At 38.2% G+C, this 18,248-nt stretch carries 17 protein-coding genes and 2 pseudogenes; 13 read left to right on the top strand and 6 right to left on the bottom strand.

All coding sequences use genetic code 11. From position 1 onward, the window contains the following. Positions 1 to 11: 11 nt before the first annotated feature. The 13 genes from ACAM22_RS04630 to ACAM22_RS04570 all read left to right on the top strand — a co-directional run bounded on the left by ACAM22_RS04630 (position 12) and on the right by ACAM22_RS04570 (position 13,220). Positions 12 to 236 (top strand): helix-turn-helix domain-containing protein, encoded by a 225-nt coding sequence (locus ACAM22_RS04630; protein ID WP_004261340.1) that lies wholly within the window; start codon positions 12 to 14, stop codon positions 234 to 236. Between the two features lie 269 nt (positions 237 to 505). Next, positions 506 to 739 (top strand): hypothetical protein, encoded by a 234-nt coding sequence (locus ACAM22_RS04625; protein WP_001022844.1) that lies wholly within the window; start codon positions 506 to 508, stop codon positions 737 to 739. Positions 740 to 823: 84 nt separating this feature from the next. Next, positions 824 to 2,332, top strand: coding sequence for a site-specific integrase (locus ACAM22_RS04620; RefSeq protein ID WP_153193394.1), 1,509 nt, complete (start codon positions 824 to 826; stop codon positions 2,330 to 2,332). Positions 2,333 to 2,413: 81 nt separating this feature from the next. Next, positions 2,414 to 3,265 (top strand): ribosome biogenesis GTPase YlqF, encoded by an 852-nt coding sequence (gene ylqF / locus ACAM22_RS04615; protein ID WP_261053970.1) that lies wholly within the window; start codon positions 2,414 to 2,416, stop codon positions 3,263 to 3,265. Further along, positions 3,252 to 4,031, top strand: coding sequence for a ribonuclease HII (locus tag ACAM22_RS04610; protein WP_261053967.1), 780 nt, complete (start codon positions 3,252 to 3,254; stop codon positions 4,029 to 4,031). Before ylqF ends, ACAM22_RS04610 begins: the two co-directional genes overlap by 14 nt. 16 nt (positions 4,032 to 4,047) lie before the next feature. Beyond that, positions 4,048 to 5,598 carry a chloride channel protein gene (locus ACAM22_RS04605; protein ID WP_265472101.1) on the top strand — a complete coding sequence of 517 codons (1,551 nt, stop codon included), beginning with the start codon at positions 4,048 to 4,050 and terminating at the stop codon, positions 5,596 to 5,598. A gap of 87 nt (positions 5,599 to 5,685) precedes the next feature. Beyond that, positions 5,686 to 6,129 carry a MepB family protein gene (locus ACAM22_RS04600; protein ID WP_261053962.1) on the top strand — a complete coding sequence of 148 codons (444 nt, stop codon included), beginning with the start codon at positions 5,686 to 5,688 and terminating at the stop codon, positions 6,127 to 6,129. An 89-nt stretch (positions 6,130 to 6,218) separates the two neighbouring features. Further along, positions 6,219 to 7,610: a peptidoglycan-N-acetylglucosamine deacetylase PgdA gene (pgdA, locus tag ACAM22_RS04595; protein ID WP_369607008.1), complete on the top strand. Its 1,392-nt coding sequence runs from the start codon at positions 6,219 to 6,221 to the stop codon at positions 7,608 to 7,610. 76 nt (positions 7,611 to 7,686) lie between these two features. Continuing rightward, entirely contained in the window at positions 7,687 to 8,529 is an 843-nt protein-coding gene (locus ACAM22_RS04590) for an aldo/keto reductase (protein ID WP_369607007.1), read from the top strand. Positions 8,530 to 8,801: 272 nt separating this feature from the next. Then, positions 8,802 to 9,563: an elongation factor Tu gene (locus tag ACAM22_RS04585; RefSeq protein WP_261053951.1), complete on the top strand. Its 762-nt coding sequence runs from the start codon at positions 8,802 to 8,804 to the stop codon at positions 9,561 to 9,563. 192 nt (positions 9,564 to 9,755) lie between these two features. Beyond that, positions 9,756 to 10,673 carry a glycine--tRNA ligase subunit alpha gene (gene glyQ, locus ACAM22_RS04580; protein ID WP_138030351.1) on the top strand — a complete coding sequence of 306 codons (918 nt, stop codon included), beginning with the start codon at positions 9,756 to 9,758 and terminating at the stop codon, positions 10,671 to 10,673. A gap of 211 nt (positions 10,674 to 10,884) precedes the next feature. Beyond that, a complete protein-coding gene (gene glyS / locus ACAM22_RS04575; RefSeq protein WP_261053934.1) occupies positions 10,885 to 12,921 on the top strand; it encodes a glycine--tRNA ligase subunit beta in 2,037 nt (678 codons plus the stop codon). Between the two features lie 41 nt (positions 12,922 to 12,962). Continuing rightward, complete coding sequence (locus tag ACAM22_RS04570) at positions 12,963 to 13,220, top strand: DUF896 family protein (protein ID WP_261053927.1); 258 nt, start codon at positions 12,963 to 12,965, stop codon at positions 13,218 to 13,220. 314 nt (positions 13,221 to 13,534) lie between these two features. On the opposite strand, the pseudogene ACAM22_RS04565 reads toward ACAM22_RS04570, so the two are convergent. The 6 genes and pseudogenes from ACAM22_RS04565 to ACAM22_RS04540 form a co-directional block, all read right to left on the bottom strand. After that, positions 13,535 to 14,372 (bottom strand): annotated as a pseudogene (locus ACAM22_RS04565) (IS630 family transposase); the annotation flags it as partial. 36 nt (positions 14,373 to 14,408) lie between these two features. Further along, positions 14,409 to 14,573 (bottom strand): hypothetical protein, encoded by a 165-nt coding sequence (locus ACAM22_RS04560; RefSeq protein WP_261053925.1) that lies wholly within the window; start codon positions 14,571 to 14,573, stop codon positions 14,409 to 14,411. Positions 14,574 to 14,821: 248 nt separating this feature from the next. Further along, positions 14,822 to 15,637 (bottom strand): TIGR03943 family protein, encoded by an 816-nt coding sequence (locus ACAM22_RS04555; protein WP_261053923.1) that lies wholly within the window; start codon positions 15,635 to 15,637, stop codon positions 14,822 to 14,824. Then, positions 15,634 to 16,539 (bottom strand): permease, encoded by a 906-nt coding sequence (locus ACAM22_RS04550; RefSeq protein WP_261053921.1) that lies wholly within the window; start codon positions 16,537 to 16,539, stop codon positions 15,634 to 15,636. The genes ACAM22_RS04555 and ACAM22_RS04550 overlap by 4 nt, the downstream gene beginning before the upstream one ends. Beyond that, the gene (locus ACAM22_RS04545) at positions 16,540 to 16,671 is read right to left on the bottom strand and encodes an SPJ_0845 family protein (protein ID WP_120718717.1); all 132 of its coding nucleotides are present in this window, start codon (positions 16,669 to 16,671) and stop codon (positions 16,540 to 16,542) included. It lies immediately after the preceding gene. 360 nt (positions 16,672 to 17,031) lie between these two features. Beyond that, a pseudogene (locus ACAM22_RS04540) lies at positions 17,032 to 18,198 on the bottom strand (IS30 family transposase). Between the last annotated feature and the right edge of the window lie 50 nt (positions 18,199 to 18,248).

Genomic DNA, 18,248 nt, shown 5'->3' with positions numbered 1-18,248 from the left:
GGAGACAACAAATGTTGAAAAGGATTAGAGATTTACGTGAAGATGATGATTTGACACAAGAATATATTGCGAAAATCGTTTTGAATTGTACAAGATCAGCTTATTCTAAAATGGAAGCTGGTAGCAGGTTAATCTCTATAAATGACCTTATCAAACTTGCAGATTTTTATAAGGTGAGTCTAGACTACCTTGTAGGTCGAGTTGATAATAAAGAAGACCATTACTCCAAAAAGTAGTAGGTTAAGAAAGCACATTGACAATTGAATAGTCCAAAATGGTACTTTCCTCATTTGTGGAGCAAATTTGAATGGCTCGCCATGATAAGAGCGATTTTAAAACCATCAATAAAATAGAGCGATACTTTATATGCCATGATACAAATGATATACAATGATACTTCTGACCGTTCAGGCTGCCAACGTAAAAGAGCAGCAAGTGAAATTCTTATGATGACTTCATCAGTCATACCATGGAGGAGAAAATATTTTTTAGGAAGGATGATGACATGAATATAAAATATATATCTGTCGAAAATTCCATTGCAGAATGGGCTGATAAAAAAGGAATTCTAAAAAGATGGGATGGTTTAAATCAATATACATTAAACAGATGGATTAAAGAAATGCGAGAAAACAGATCATTTTCCATGTATGTAATTAACCCAACCCATAAACTTGTTTTCATTAATCTAGAAGGATTTGAAAGTTTCTTAAGATGGAAGCAAAAGCGGACAAAATAAGGAAGTCATGGTATAATATAGGGTAGTTATTTATTCTATACAACAATGATTTATTTCTTTTTAAGAGTTAAGAGGAATTAAATTATGTATTATGTAACTAAAACAAATTCAAAAGGGCAACCCTTATATCAAGTGGTTGAAAAGTACAAAGATCCACTAACAGGAAAGTGGAAATCAGTAACTGTAAGTTATACTAAGAATACTAGTAGGGCGAGGAAACAAGCTGAAAGAGAGGTTCTTGATAAAATAGATAGACTAACTACTTCATTTGAAAGTCAATTTAGCCCTGAACTGATTACAACATTTGGAGAGTTAAAAGAAAATTGGTTTCAGACTTGGTGTGTCTCTGTTAAACCACAAACAATTCAGAGAGAACTACTGGTTATAAAGCGTCTTGGGAAAATTATAGGAGATGATTTTTTGTTAGACAGGATTACTCCACTTCTGATGAAAAATAGTCTCAATAAATATTTAGAAATGTATGATGCATCGCCTTCAACAATGACTCATATAAAAAGTACTTGTAATAAGATTTTTAATCATGGTGTGTTATATAATGTCATTAAGTTTTCTCCAATGACTGCGGTAAAACTAGATATTTCACTAGAAAAAAGACGTAAAGCAAAAGAAAGACATGATTCTAAATTTCTAGAAATCCATGAATTACATGCATTTTTTGATGTATTACGCCAATGCAGAAATGCAAACTATTATGATCTTGCTATAGTATTGTTGCTTACAGGTATTCGAATTAGTGAAGCAGCATTTTTACCATCAGATATTGATTTTGAAAAAGGAATCTTGCATATTGATAAGGCACTTCAATATCATTGTTTAAAAGTTGAGCAATTTCATTTTGATACAACTAAAACACTCAATTCAATTAGAGAAGTAGCTTTGCCTGAAGCTGCAAGCGAAGCTATTAAAAGGGCAATACAGAGAAATAAAGAGTTTGATGCTTATATGGAGAAACATCCCTGTCCTGCTTTTACACATTCTGAAAGTGTATTTAGAACAGAATACGGCTCTCCAATAACATCAAGCACTTTTCGTCAAATTTTGAAACGAATAGAAGGAAAATTATTGACAAATTGTTTAAGTGACTATGGTTTTAAGTGGGTAAAACATGTTACTCCCCATTCGTTTAGGCATATGCATATTAGTTACCTTCAAAGTAATGAGATGCACATAGCAGTGAAAGATATTATGACTAGAGTAGGACACGCTAACTTTGAGACAACAATGGGCTATACACATAATATAAATCGTTCACAAGAAAATACTGTAAAAGCCTTAAATCAATTTGTAGAAAATCACAATTTCCATTTTGAAGAATTGAAAAGTTATACCTGTAAATATTCCAGAATGATTGAAAAATTCATTGAAACTAGTGATAATAGCAATAAAGTAGAATTAAGTGTTGATGAGTTCAAAGACTTGTTACATCTTAGTCCACGTTACTCACCTAAAAATATTGTTTCAAATTTACTATTAAAAATCAAAAAAGATATTGTCAAATACCACCCACAGTTTGATATAAAGATTGTGAAATCAAGTGAGAATCAAATCAGAGGTTTTTCCATTGCATGGTAGTTTTGGTGTTCGCTTGGTGTTTAGACAATAGTAAAATAAAATAGGGGCTCTAAACCCTTGCTACGAAAGGAAAAAAACTCAATGGCTACTATTCAATGGTTTCCTGGTCACATGTCTAAAGCACGTCGACAGGTTCAGGAAAATTTAAAATTTGTTGATTTTGTGACGATTTTGGTGGATGCACGCTTACCTCTATCTAGTCAAAATCCTATGTTGGCAAAAATTGTTGGTGACAAACCAAAACTCTTGATTTTAAACAAAGCAGACTTGGCCGATCCAGCAATGACCAAAGAATGGCGTCAGTATTTTGAATCACAAGGAATCCAGACTCTGGCTATCAACTCCAAAGAGCAAGTGACTGTAAAAGTTGTAACAGATGCGGCAAAAAAACTCATGGCTGATAAGATTGCTCGCCAAAAAGAACGTGGAATTCAGATTGAAACCTTGCGTACCATGATTATTGGGATTCCAAATGCTGGTAAATCAACTCTCATGAACCGTTTAGCTGGTAAGAAAATTGCCGTTGTCGGCAATAAACCAGGGGTTACCAAGGGACAACAATGGCTCAAAACTAATAAGGACCTTGAAATCCTAGACACACCGGGGATTCTTTGGCCTAAGTTTGAGGATGAAACTGTTGCGCTTAAGTTGGCCTTGACTGGAGCTATTAAAGACCAGTTGCTTCCTATGGATGAGGTAACTATTTTTGGTCTCAATTATTTCAAAGAACATTATCCAGAAAAGCTGGCTGAACGCTTCAAACGAATGAAAATTGAGGAAGAAGCGCCTGTTATTATTATGGACATGACCCGTGCCCTCGGTTTCCGTGATGACTATGACCGCTTTTACAGTCTCTTCGTGAAGGAAGTCCGCGATGGCAAACTCGGTAACTATACCTTAGATACATTGGAAGACCTCGATGGCGACGATTAAAGAAATCAAAGAACTCCTTGCTACGGTCAAGGAGTTAGAAAACCCTATTTTTTTAGAACTCGAGCAGGATAATCGTTCTGGAGTTCAAAAGGAAATCAGCAAGCGTAAAAAAGCCATTCAAGCTGAATTAGATGAAAATTTGCGCTTGGAATCCATGCTTTCTTATGAAAAAGAACTTTATAAGCAAGGATTGACCTTAATTGCTGGTGTTGATGAGGTCGGCCGAGGTCCTCTGGCTGGGCCAGTAGTTGCTGCAGCCGTTATTTTACCTCAAAATTGTAAAATTAAAGGTCTCAACGACAGCAAGAAAATTCCTAAAAAGAAACATCTAGAAATTTATCAAGCCGTTCAAGATCAAGCCTTGTCAATCGGCATTGGTATCATGGATAATCAGGTCATTGACCAAGTCAATATCTATGAAGCAACCAAACTAGCTATGAAGGAAGCAATCTCCCAGCTCAGTCCTCAACCTGAGCACCTTTTGATAGATGCCATGAAACTGGATTTACCAATTTCACAAACATCTATCATCAAAGGAGATGCTAATTCCCTTTCAATTGCAGCAGCTTCTATAGTAGCCAAGGTGACACGTGATGAATTGATGAAGGACTACGATCAGCAGTTCCCTGGCTATGATTTCGCTACTAATGCAGGATATGGAACAGCTAAACACCTGGAAGGACTGGATAAACTAGGAGTTACCCCAATTCACCGAACCAGCTTTGAACCCATTAAATCGCTGGTTTCAGGAGAAAAAGAAAGTTAAGTTAGAAGGAATGATTATGGAGGAACAGTCAGAAACACTAAGTTCCAAGAAAGAATTTGCCTTTGCCTCAAGCACCATATTATCCCAAGTTGGACGAGGAATCATTGTCGGTCTTGTCGTTGGGATAATCGTTGGATCCTTTCGTTTCTTAATTGAAAAAGGCTTCCACCTGATACAAGGACTTTATCAAGAACAAGCGCACCTAGTGCGCAATCTTTTTATCATTGGTCTATTTTATTTAATAGTTTGTTGGCTCAGTGCGAAATTAACTCGGTCAGAAAAAGATATCAAAGGCTCAGGAATTCCTCAAGTCGAAGCCGAATTAAAGGGATTGATGACTCTCAACTGGTGGGGAGTTCTTTGGAAAAAATATATTCTAGGAATTCTTGCTATTGCTAGTGGCCTTATGCTAGGGCGTGAAGGACCAAGCATTCAACTCGGAGCGGTCGGTGGTAAAGGAATTGCCAAGTGGCTTAAATCCAGTCCAGTAGAGGAACGATCCTTGATTGCGAGTGGAGCTGCAGCAGGATTAGCCGCTGCATTTAATGCTCCCATTGCAGGACTTCTCTTTGTTGTAGAAGAAGTCTATCACCATTTTTCGCGCTTTTTCTGGGTCTCAACTCTAGCGGCTAGTCTCGTAGCAAACTTTGTTTCTCTGCTCATATTTGGCCTAACACCCGTACTGGATATGCCAGACAATATCCCACTCATGACCCTAGATCAGTATTGGATTTACCTCCTTATGGGAGTTTTTCTTGGACTTTCTGGTTTTCTCTATGAAAAAGCTGTACTCAACGTCGGCAGAGTTTATGATTGGATTGGTAAAAAAATCCGTTTGGATAGAGCTTATTATCCAATTCTAGCTTTTATTCTCATCATACCAGTCGGAATCTTCTTACCCCAAATCCTTGGTGGTGGAAATCAGCTGGTTCTTTCCTTAACTGAGCAAGATTTTAGTTTTCAAGTTCTATTAGCGTACTTTTTGATTCGCTTTGTTTGGAGCATGATTAGTTATGGAAGTGGCCTTCCAGGAGGAATTTTCCTACCAATTTTAGCGCTTGGCTCCTTACTGGGAGCTCTAGTTGGTGTTATTTGTGTCAATCTTGGACTTGTCAGTCAGGAGCAATTCCCTATATTTGTCATTCTGGGAATGAGTGGCTATTTTGGAGCGATATCCAAGGCTCCCTTAACTGCTATGATACTCGTAACTGAGATGGTAGGAGATATTCGCAACCTTATGCCACTTGGATTAGTAACCCTAGTTGCCTACATCATCATGGACTTACTTAAAGGTGCGCCAGTTTATGAGGCTATGTTGGAAAAAATGCTACCAGAAGAGGCGTCAGATGAAGGAGAAGTCACCCTCATTGAAATCCCTGTTTCAGATAAAATAGCAGGAAAACAAGTACACGAACTCAACTTGCCACATAACGTACTCATCACCACCCAAGTTCATAATGGCAAGAGCCAAACAGTTAACGGCTCAACCAGAATGTATCTCGGTGATATGATTCACCTTGTTATTCCAAAAAGTGAAATTGGGAAAGTCAAAGATTTGTTGTTGTAGTCTAAAAATTCATTACATAATTTTTATTATGTAAAACGCATATCAAGAATATTTTGTTGATTTTGATAAGGGAGGACAAACATCATAATGAAAATACTAGATGTCCTATATGAGTTTTATGGTGATTTTGAGTTCATTAAAGAAAAGTGGAATGAAAAATATGAAGGTATTCTTATCAAAATAAAGGATGAGCAAGGATATAAAAGATGCCGCTTAGCAAAAAGAACACCGAAAAAAGAAGGATATTTTACAGTTTTTTGGAAAAAAGACACAAATAACATGAACATTCCTTATACCAATGAAGATTTGGGAACTGAACTTATTATAGTTGTCATCGATAATGATAAAAAGGGGCTATTTATTATTCCAAACGAAGTTGCTATTCGTAAAAAAATTCTCTCGACAAAAAACAGCAAAGGTAAAATGTCCATGCGATTTTATCCGCCTTGGTGCGCAAATTTAAATACAACGGCTCAATCAACACAAAAATGGCAATTGAATTTTTTTAGAGAAATTGAATTACAAGAATGACTTTGAAAAATTTTTTTTGAAAAATTTTTTAATATACTATTTCCTCCAAAATCATTGAAATTATAGCTTGAATTTGATATGATGGTCTTATGGATAAAAGTAGAGCAAAGCGTGAGAATCACGATAAGATAAGAATGAGTCTAATAGCCCTAGTAGCTATCTTTTCAGTAAGTATTTGTGTCCTTGGTTCAATGATTGGATACAAAGTATATACAAAACAAAGTTTTGAACAAAGGATTGAATCTCTCAAAAAAGAGAAAGATGATCAATTGAGTGAGGGAAATCAGAAGGATCATTTTCGTAAGGGACAAGCAGAAGTAATTGCCTATTATCCTCTCCAAGGGGAGCAAGTGATTTCATCTGTAAAAGAAATCATGACACAGGATATTAAGGAAAATCTGGAAGACAAGGAAAATCTGGTTTTTTATTATACGGAGAAACAAGATTCGACTTTAAAAGGGATTGTCAACCGAAGTGTGATGAAACAAGTCTATGATTTAACTTCGCCAAAAGTTGAAGAGACTGAAAAAACTAGTCTAGCGAAAGTGCATTTGACAGAAGATGGTAAACCTTTTACCCTTGATCAACTATTTTCAGATGCTAGTAAAGCCAAAGAAAAGCTGACAAAAGAACTGACTTCTTTTTTACAGGATAAGAAATTGGAGCAAGAAAAGATTGATCAAGTTGTTAAAGCCTTCTCTGACCAAGACTTGTCTGCATGGAACTTTGATTATAAGGATAGTCAGATTATCCTTTATCCAAGTCAGACAGTTGAAAATCTAGACGAGATTGCCTTGCCAGTATCTAGTTTCTTTGAAGTTATTCAGTCCTCTTATTTATTAGATAAGGATGCAGAGCTATATAAGGCCTATTATGAAAAGAAAAATCGTAAAGTAGTGGCCCTGACTTTTGATGATGGACCAAATCCTGCAACGACAAATCAAGCATTAGATACTCTTTCTAAGTATGGTATCAAGGCAACTTTCTTTGTTTTAGGTAAGAATGTTTCTGGTAATGAAGAGATTTTGAAACGCATGAAATCGGATGGCCATGTTATTGGAAACCATAGTTGGAGTCATCCAGTGCTTTCAAAACTTTCCCTTGATGAAGCTAAAAAACAAATTACTGATACTGAGGATGCGCTAACTAAAGTGTTGGGTTCTAGCTCTAAACTTATGCGTCCGCCTTATGGAGCCATTACAGACGACATTCGCAATAGCCTCGATTTGAGTTTTATTATGTGGGATGTAGATAGTCTGGACTGGAAGAGTAAAAATGAAGCAGCTATTTTGACAGAAATTCAGCGTGAAGTCAAGAATGGTTCTATTATTCTCATGCATGATATCCATGCTGAAACAGTGAATGCTTTACCAAAGGTTATTGACTATTTGAAAGGGCAAGGTTATGACTTTGTAACAATTCCAGATTTGTTAGATACTCGTCTTAAACCTCACCAACTCTATTACGACCGCAATCAATAATACACAAAATCTAAAGAGAAAAGTCTTCCTTGAAAATTTGGCTCTTTGGATTTTCTTCTCATAGAAAGGAAAAATAATGAAATCTTACACTTTAAATAATGGCGTTACAATTCCAGTTCTAGGATTTGGAACCTGGAAAGCTGAAAATGGGGAGATTGCCTACCAAGCTGTCCTAGAGGCTTTAAAGGCAGGCTATCGCCATATTGATACGGCAGCGATTTATAAAAATGAAGAAAGCGTTGGTCGTGCTATTCAAGATAGTGGCGTTCCGCGTGAGGAAATTTTTGTAACCAGTAAATTGTGGAATACAAACCACACCTATGAGCAAGCTCGTCAGGCTTTTGAAGAGTCTTTAGAGAAGCTGGGTTTGAATTATTTGGATTTGTATTTGATTCATTGGCCAAATCCAAAACCACTCAGAGAAAATAACCACTGGAAAATCCGAAATTCAGAAGTTTGGAGAGCGATGGAGGATCTTTACCTAGAAGGTAAAATCCGTGCTATCGGTGTTAGTAATTTCCTTCCCCATCATTTGGATGCCTTGCTTGAAACAGCAAAAATTCTTCCAGCGGTCAATCAAGTTCGTTTGGCTCCAGGTGTCTATCAAGAGGAAGTCGTAGATTACTGTCGAGAAAAAGGAATTTTATTGGAAGCTTGGGGACCTTTTGGTCAGGGAGAACTATTTGATAGTAAGGAAGTCCAAGAAATCGCGGCAAATCATGGAAAATCGGTTGCTCAGATAGCCTTGGCCTGGAGCTTAGCAGAAGGATTTTTACCACTTCCGAAATCTGTCACAGCTTCTCGTATTGAAGCTAATCTTGATTGCTTTGGAATTGAACTGAGTCATGAGGAGCTAGAAACATTAAAAACGATAGCTGTTCAGTCGGGTGCTCCACGAGTTGATGATATGGATTTCTAGAAAATCATAAAAAGAATTGTACATTCTTCTGATTTTTGATATAATAGTATGCAGGAAAGAAAGTCTTATGGCGTTCTTCAAGCGAGCTTGGGATAGTGGGAGCCAAGTAGAGCAAAATAAAGTGCTGGCACTTTCTGTAGTATTTTCAAAAACAATGAAGTAATAAATTAGGGTGGAACCGCGTTTCTGACGCCCCTAGGTTAAATCAACCTAGGATTGTCGGACGCGGTTCTTTTGCTTATTCAGTCTATTGTGTGAAAGAAAGGAGAGACGTGGAAAACCTTTATCTTGTAAAAGACGATAGTCAACTAGCTGCATTTCGTGATTTTGTAGTAAGAAATACTGAAAAGTTGAAAGATTATCAATCTTTTTTAAAGAATGAACTTGCAGTCTGTGATTTACCGCAAGCCGTTATTTGGTCAAGTTTTAATGCTGCTACACAGATTATTAGGGAAAGCGCTGTTCCAGCCTATACAAATAATAGACGAATGGTTATGACGCCTGATTTAGCTGTTTGGAAAGAGTTGTATTTGTATCAGTTGATGGACTACGAGTGTTCTCAGCAAACTCAAGCAATAGAAAGTCACTATCATTCTTTATCTGAAAATTTCCTCTTACAGATTGTAGGACATGAGTTAGCTCATTGGTCGGAGCATTTTTTAGATGATTTTGATGGTTATGACTCTTATATCTGGTTCGAAGAGGGGATGGTTGAATATATTAGTCGCAAGTATTTCTTGACAGCAGAGGAATTTCAAGCGGAAAAAATTTGTAATCAATCTCTCGTAGAACTTTTTCAGAAGAAGTATGGTTGGCATTCATTGAATGATTTTGGTTCCTCTACTTATGATAAGAACTATGCAAGTATTTTTTATGAATACTGGCGCAGTTTTTTGACAGTAGATAAGTTGGTAGAAAATCTAGGTAGTGTACAAGCGGTCTTTGATTCTTATCATCTATGGGCAAATACAGATAAAACTCTTCCCTTGTTGAATTGGTTTGTTCAGCAGAAATTAATTGAAAAAGAAATATAAAAACTAAAGGAGTAAACAATGTCTAAGAAATTAACATTTCACTGCGTCAGTGGCAGAGACCTCCTTACAGTCGGGCTGCCTCACACTCAGCACTAGAGTGCCTGAGCTAGACGCAGTACTAACTCGTCTTACCTCGTATGATCGACGAGGCAGACTCGTGTCGCAAGTAATTTATATAAAAAGGAGTAAACAATGTTTAAGAAATTAACATTTCAAGAAATTATTTTGACTTTGCAACAATTTTGGAATGACCAAGGTTGTATGCTTATGCAGGCTTATGATAATGAAAAAGGTGCGGGAACCATGAGTCCTTACACTTTCCTTCGTGCTATTGGTCCTGAGCCATGGAATGCGGCTTATGTAGAGCCATCACGCCGTCCTGCTGACGGTCGCTACGGGGAAAACCCTAACCGTCTTTACCAACACCACCAATTCCAAGTAGTTATGAAACCTTCTCCATCAAATATTCAAGAGCTTTACCTTGAGTCTTTGGAAAAATTGGGTATCAATCCATTGGAACACGATATTCGTTTCGTTGAGGATAACTGGGAAAATCCATCAACTGGTTCAGCTGGTCTTGGTTGGGAAGTTTGGCTTGACGGGATGGAAATTACTCAGTTTACTTATTTCCAACAAGTCGGTGGATTGGCAACTGGCCCTGTGACTGCTGAAGTTACTTATGGTTTGGAACGCTTGGCTTCTTATATCCAAGAGGTTGATTCTGTCTATGATATCGAATGGGCTGATGGTGTAAAATACGGAGAAATCTTTATCCAGCCTGAGTACGAGCATTCAAAATACTCATTTGAAATTTCGGACCAAGAAATGTTGCTTGAAAACTTTGATAAGTTCGAAAAAGAAGCTGGTCGTGCCTTGGAAGAGGGCTTGGTTCACCCTGCCTATGACTATGTTCTCAAATGTTCACACACCTTTAACCTGCTTGACGCGCGTGGTGCCGTATCTGTAACGGAGCGCGCGGGCTATATCGCTCGTATCCGTAACCTGGCCCGTGTCGTAGCCAAAACCTTTGTCGCAGAACGCAAACGCCTAGGTTACCCACTTTTAGATGAAGAAACAAGAGCTAAACTCTTAGCAGAAGACGCAGAATAAAGAAAGTGACAAATTACGAAAATGGGCGAACAGTGTGAGCCCTGAACCAGTTGCCGCAGTGATGAAGGTATCCTTAGTGAAGCTAAGGATACTAGGCAAAATTGGAGACTTTTGGCTCCAATTTTAGCAATGAAACAACGAAGTTGGTTGCTTGCGTGCCAATCACATAAGGCAAACTGGAAAATAAAAAGATAATTTTCGGAGAAAAAACATGACAAAAAACTTATTAGTAGAACTCGGTCTTGAAGAATTACCAGCCTATGTTGTCACACCAAGTGAAAAACAACTAGGTGAAAAAATGGCAGCCTTTCTCAAGGAAAACCGCTTGTCTTTTGAAGCTATTCAGACCTTCTCAACACCACGTCGTTTGGCTATTCGTGTAACTGGTCTTGCAGACAAACAGTCTGATTTGACAGAAGATTTCAAGGGACCAGCAAAGAAAATTGCCTTGGATAGTGATGGAAACTTCACCAAAGCAGCTCAAGGATTTGTCCGTGGGAAAGGCTTGACAGTTGAAGATATTGAATTCCGTGAAATCAAGGGTGAAGAATATGTCTATGTTACCAAGGAAGAAGTGGGTCAAGCAGTTGAAGCCATTGTTCCTGGTGTTGTGGATGTCTTGAAGTCACTGACTTTCCCTGTCAGCATGCACTGGGCTGGAAATAGCTTTGAATACATTCGTCCTGTTCACACTTTAACTGTTCTTTTAGATGAAGAAGAGTTTGATTTGGATTTCCTTGATATTAAGGGAGGGCGTGTGAGCCGTGGCCATCGTTTCTTAGGACAAGAAACCAAGATTCAGTCAGCATTGAGCTATGAAGAAGATCTTCGTAAGCAGTTTGTAATCGCAGATCCACGTGAACGTGAGCAAATGATTGTTAACCAAATCAAGGAAATTGAGGCAAAACATGGTGTACGTATCGAAATTGATGCGGATTTACTGAATGAAGTCTTGAACTTGGTTGAATACCCAACTGCCTTTATGGGAAGCTTTGATGCCAAATACCTTGAAGTTCCGGAAGAAGTCTTGGTGACTTCGATGAAAGAACACCAACGTTACTTTGTTGTTCGTGATCAAGATGGAAATCTCTTGCCAAACTTCATTTCTGTCCGTAACGGAAACGCAGAGCATTTGGAAAATGTCATCAAAGGTAATGAAAAAGTCTTGGTCGCTCGCTTAGAAGACGGTGAATTCTTCTGGCGTGAAGACCAAAAATTAGTTATTTCTGACCTTGTTGAGAAATTAAACAATGTGACCTTCCATGAGAAAATCGGTTCCCTTCGTGAACACATGATTCGTACGGGTCAGATTGCTATTCTCTTGGCAGAAAAAGCAGGTTTGTCAGCTGATGAAACGATTGACCTAGCCCGTGCAGCTGCTATTTACAAGTTTGACTTGTTGACAGGTATGGTTGGTGAATTTGACGAGCTCCAAGGAATTATGGGTGAAAAATATGCCCTTCTTGCTGGTGAAACTCCAGCGGTGGCAGCTGCTATTCGTGAACACTACATGCCTACATCAGCTGAAGGAGAACTTCCAAAGAGCAAAGTCGGCGCAGTGCTTGCCATTGCAGACAAATTGGACACTATTTTGAGTTTCTTCTCAGTAGGTTTGATTCCATCAGGTTCTAATGACCCTTATGCCCTTCGTCGTGCAACTCAAGGTGTAGTTCGTATCTTGGATGCCTTTGGTTGGCACATTGCTATGGATGAGCTGATTGATAGCCTTTATGCTTTAACATTTGACAGCTTGACTTATGAAAATAAAGCAGAGGTTATGGACTTTATCAAGGCTCGTGTTGATAAGATGATGGGCTCTACTCCAAAAGATATCAAGGAAGCAGTTCTTGCAGGATCAAACTTTGTTGTAGCAGAGATGCTGGAAGCATCAAGTGCTCTCGTAGAAGCAAGCAAGGAAGAAGACTTCAAACCATCTGTCGAATCACTTTCTCGTGCCTTTAACTTGGCTGAGAAGGCAGAAGGAGTTGTTGCAGTTGATTCAGCACTTTTTGAGAATGAAGAAGAGAAAGCTTTGGCAGAAGCTGTAGAGTCGCTTGTTTTATCAGGTACTGCAAGTCAACAATTGAAACAACTCTTTGCTCTTAGCCCAGTCATTGATGCCTTCTTTGAAAATACCATGGTTATGGCTGAAGACGAGGCAGTTCGTCAAAATCGTTTGGCAATCTTGTCGCAATTAACCAAGAAAGCATCTAAGCTTGCTCGTTTTAACCAAATTAATACTAAATAAAATTTGATAAACGGACTTTATCTTATCACAAAGGAGAAGAAATGGATCCGAAAAAAATTGCTCGTATCAACGAGCTCGCTAAAAAGAAAAAAGAAGAAGGCTTGACCCCAGAAGAAAAAGTAGAACAAGCCAAACTACGTGAGGAGTACATCGAAGGTTATCGTCGCACTGTTCGTCACCACATCGAAGGAATTAAAATTGTGGACGAAGAAGGAAACGATGTTACACCAGAGAAACTACGTCAAGTCCAACGTGAAAAAGGGTTACATGGCCGTAGTCTTGATGACCCAAATTCATAATAAATATTCTTTCTTTTAATAAGGATAGATAAATAATAACCAAAAGACTATCATACATAAATGAGCTGCACCTCAAAAGTTAGAGCTAGAAAATCTAACTTTTGAGGTGTTTTATTATGGAATTGAGTTAGTGAATTGAAATAGGATACGAACAAAAAGATTAGTGAATTCAAATTAATTTCTATACAGGTTTTAGAATTAGTTGTGTACTATTCTAGATTCAATTCATTATAAATATATGCTCTAAAATGATGAACTCTAAGTCTTCTATCGTCAAGAAAAATCATCAAATCCCTCGTATTATTGTCATTTAGTTTAAAAAAAGCGCCCAAACATTCAAAAATATTTGGAACTTTCCTTAATAAATCAGTCACTTTCTTCTTCAAAATATCTCAAACTTGCTTAATAGAATTCAAATCTGGTGAATGAGGTGGTAGAGGTAAGAAAAAGTGTCTATCTTGGATGCACAGTTTATCCAAGATGTTCTTGGGATGAAAACTAGCATTGTCCATAACAATGACATGAAGTGTCTTCAAAGCAGGCAGGAGTTGCGTTTTGAACCACTCCACAAAGAAGTCGCTCATCATACTTTCCTTGTAAATCATGGGAGCTATAAACTCTCTATCTACTTGTCCTGCAACAATTGAAGTTCGCTCAAAATGCCGTCTGCTAATCTTTTCATAGACTTTCTCCCCTCTAGGAGCCCGTGCATAAGGACGATAGAAGTAGCGATCGATTCCCGTTTCGTCAATATATACGATTGATAAATCTTTTAGGTTATCCAAAATATCAAGAAATTCAGCGACTTTCTCAGAATCTTGTTCCTTAAAGCTAGTCGTCTTTTTTTTAAAGTGATATGAATTTGCTTTAAAGCTGTCCATACTGAAGGAACAGCACAATCAAAATGTACCGCAATTTCCCGTAAAAAAGCGTCTAGATGAGCCTCTACAAAGGCTTTCAATTCCTCTAAAGGAATCTTTCGCTTTTTGACGACTCGCTTTTTCCGCTCTAAGTATCCTTGTTCAAGTCTTTCTTTTCCCACGTGAAGAGAGTTCTGACGCCAACATCAAAAATTTTAGCTGCCTCGACATGGCTGTGTCCTTCTTTGATGTAATCTAATGCTCCTTGTTTAAAATCTCTACTATATGCCATAGCTTTATTATAAGATGCTTATTTTAAACTAAGCAACTATACCATCCAATCTAAGGCATTGTGAAGAGCTACAGTAGTTGTCTCAAATTTCTTCTGAATTTTCTTTGGCTTATTGCTATCTAGTGGACCATCTAGGATACAACAAACGATAGACTTTTGGTGGACATCAATTCCACAACACGTTTCAATCATAACTTCCATTATAAAAACCTCCTGTTAACTATTTGAATAATAGAACAAGAGGCTACTAGTAAGATATTTTCATGCTCAAGACATATTAGAGTTATTTCACGACTCTTGTTCATCCAGTTTTTTGTAGAGGCTAGGAAAAGCCCTATTAAACACTATGGATTGGTATTGTTCATCTTCATTATAAGATAAACTTCTTTTTCTGTCATGAGTTAGCAGGCTCTGCCTGCTTAGAGTTTTTTATGAATTTGGTTTGCTTTTTAAAACACTCGATACACATAGGGATTTTCTGGTTTATCGACTTTGGTAAAGCTGTCGATTTCCAAGGTTGGGAGATTTTGTTTGAGTTCTTTATGGTAATGATTGACTAGTTTTCCTTTGGCTGTTATCCAGGTGTTGTTCTCATACTGACGGGTATTTCCCTTGGTCAGCAATCCATAGACACCTGAATCTGCGATACAGTGAATAATGCCGAAGCGGAATAAAAATTGGCTATTAGCATGACTGGGGTCATTATAGACAAAGCCTGTGAACTGGACTGTCTTGCCCTCAAATTCATCTGGATAGTCGTAGATAGCCTCCATGACTTCCATATAGTTTTCATTAGTGATCTGAATGCTATCTTGGGACAAATATTTATCCGCTGCCGTTCGCATTTCCTTTTCATAGGCTGATTTTGAAAAATAAGAACTGGTATCTGGTTTCAAATATTGGCTTGTCGTCCCTTCACTTGTCTGAATGGCTTGATCCGTTCCTTCCGATAGGGGGAAGTGATAGCCTTTGGCAGAAACGGTCTGAGAATCCAAGCTAACAGTTGGAAAAGTTAAACCGACGACAATAGGAATGGCCAGAAGAGCAACACTAGTAACCTTCGCCAATCGGCTGTTCAGATGACTATGGGTTTTGACTTGCTTCATCCAGATATACAGTTGAACAATTGCCAAAATAAAGGAAAGTACCATGGAAATATAGGCCAGATAGGAATAGTGCATGTTGATGTACTGGTTTAACTTGCCCGACAGATGGAGATAGATGGTCAATTCAAAATAGCTAGCTAAAACTAAAAATCGAATCATAGGATAACTCCAATCAAGAGAGAATACACTAAGACGACAAGAGTCACAATCGTTATGAAGTGACTGATAAATCGTGCTTTCAAGTAATTTTTCATCATGAGAATATTTTTGATATCCAGCATTGGGCCAATGACGAGAAAGGCCAAAACTGGTGCCAAGCCGAAACTCGAGAGAAGAGAAGCCCCGATAAAAGCATCGGCCTCACTACAGAGAGAAAGAAGAAAGGCCAAAAGCATCAAGAGCAGGATGGCAAAAAGAGGGGTCGCACTGATAGAGGTTAGAATCCGTGTCGGAACATAGACCTGTATAACAGAGGCAAAGAGACAGCCGAATACCAAATAGCGTCCCGTATCAAAAAATTCATCAATGGCTTGCACAAAGACTTGAAAACCTTTTTTTGTAGGTTTCAAGTGAGAAAAATCGTGCTCATGACAGGCCAAACGATTTTCTTTTTGAATCGGTTCTTGCCAGAAAAATCCTAGAACAATCCCAAGTATCACAGCCACAACAATAGAACCCAGAGCTCGTAACAGAGCGACATGGAAGGAGTTGCCAAAGGCAGAATAGGTTGCAAAGAGAACAATGGGATTGATGACAGGTGCTGTTACAAGAAAGGGAACAGCCGTGTAACTAGGAACCTTCTTTTCCAGAAAACGGTTGATAATGGGGACAATTCCACATTCACAAGAGGGAAAAAGAATCCCGACGAAGGTGCCAAAAAAGATTCTCCCCCAACGATTTCGAGGGAGAAAATGATAAACCTTGTCAGGTGTGATATAAACCTCAATCAGCCCTGAAACAATACTTCCAATCAGAACAAAGGGTAGGGCTTCAATAATTATAGAGAGAAAAATAGCCCCAGTTTGAAGCACACTAGATGGGAGTTGTTGGAAAGCAGTCATCTAGTTTTTCTTTTCTGCTTTGACTTTTTTCTCTTTGTCATCAGGGAAAGTAACTTGCTTCAAATCAGGGAGTTTCGCAAACTCTTCAAACATCTTGTCCAAGTCGTCCGTTTTTGTAAATTTTACAGCCATATGTGTACCTCGATTCTAAATTCTACCTCTATTATACTATTATTTTGAGGAAAAGGGAAAAGTTAAAATTGAGTATCTAACGAATAATAGAGCTTGATATATCCTGATGGTAAATTCCCAAACTAAGTTCCACCGCTAATCCAAGTGGAAGTTAGTCTGATAAAAATTCTAAAAACCAGTGGAAATCCGTGTCAGGGTAAGTTCCACTGGTTTTAATCATGCTTGATTTCATCGCTTTTGTAACCAAAATGAATCGAAAAAAAGAGCGCACAAAATCCCCTCATCTGAAAGCGTTTCAGATTAAGTTCCGCTATGGTGGAAGTTAGTGTGAGACGTTTGAATGGGGTTGAAGATTAGTTTTTAGAACTTATGTTGGAGTAATGTAGACGACTGGCAGACGTCTTCTGCAGGTATTTTAGAAATGCCGAGAAGTTTAGGAATTTCTTCTCCATAGGTAAAGGCAAAGAGTTCATAGGCTGACTTTCCATTCAAAGCAGCACGTTTGACGCTGTTGACATGCGAACAAACTAGATTGATGTCTTCCTGAGTTAAGTTGTCAAAAGAAGTTCCCTTTGGTAGAATGTCGCGAATCAGCGTGTGATTTTTCTCAATTCTCCCTTTCTGGTCAGAGCGATTAGGATCACAAAAGAAGAGTTTACTCTCTCCTCGAACATCCATTTCGATGTCATCGACCCTGGCAAACTCTCCACCATTATCAGTCAGGATGACAGGAAAGAGTTGAAAGAAATCTTTATCCGCTTGGTGAAGAGTGTTCTTGATATCATAGAGATGTTTGGTAACCTCAAGGGCGGTTTTATTATCCAGTAGTCTAGCGAAGATAAAGTTACAGAAAGAGAGATTGAAGGTGAGTAGGACTTTACCTCCCATCCTGCCCATAACGGTGTCCATTTCCAGCCAAGAATTCAGTTGCTTAAGAGCCAAATAATTTAGGAAATCCTCATAGGAACGTCCTTTTTTAGATTCTTTAGGAATGGAAGGTAGCTTACTTTTCCGTCTTTCTTTGAATTTAACGGCTCTGGCTAGGTCAATAGGAGCGATAGATAGGTATCCTTTTCGGATGTGTCGATAGACAGTTGAGGAGCTGACATCAAGATTGTGAGTTTTGAGGATATGATAGATGTGTTGTCCCTTTTTAACACCATCAGAAATGATTTTGTCCATGTCCCAGAAGGTCTTGGAATTGAGGGGAGTTCCTTCACGAGCTTCGACAAGAGTTTGTTCTTATTGTTTTTGAGCTTGTTTAGCGAGGTAGAAGATCTTTTTATAGCCACAATTCTGTCTTCTTTTAGGGCATCCATTACAGACAAAGGGAGCTTTGTTGAGTAGAGGGCAAGGAAGCTTATCGCATGTAGACTCTCGGACTTGTCTGTTTCGTTTGACTTCTTTGGAAACAGTGGTCGGGTCTTTTAGAATGGATTGTCCGATAGCTTTGAAGGTTTCACCTCGCTCTAAGCCTAATTGGATATCATTACGGTCTGAAAGGGTAAGGTGTTTATGTTTTGTCATAATTAAGTCTGGTAGATTGAGAAAGCTTGACAAAAAAAGTAGATAGTGCT

The sequence above is a fragment of the Streptococcus sp. SN-1 genome, from assembly GCF_041154385.1.
GTDB classification, from domain to species: domain Bacteria; phylum Bacillota; class Bacilli; order Lactobacillales; family Streptococcaceae; genus Streptococcus; species Streptococcus mitis_CT.
This window is presented reverse-complemented; position numbering and strand designations above follow the sequence as displayed.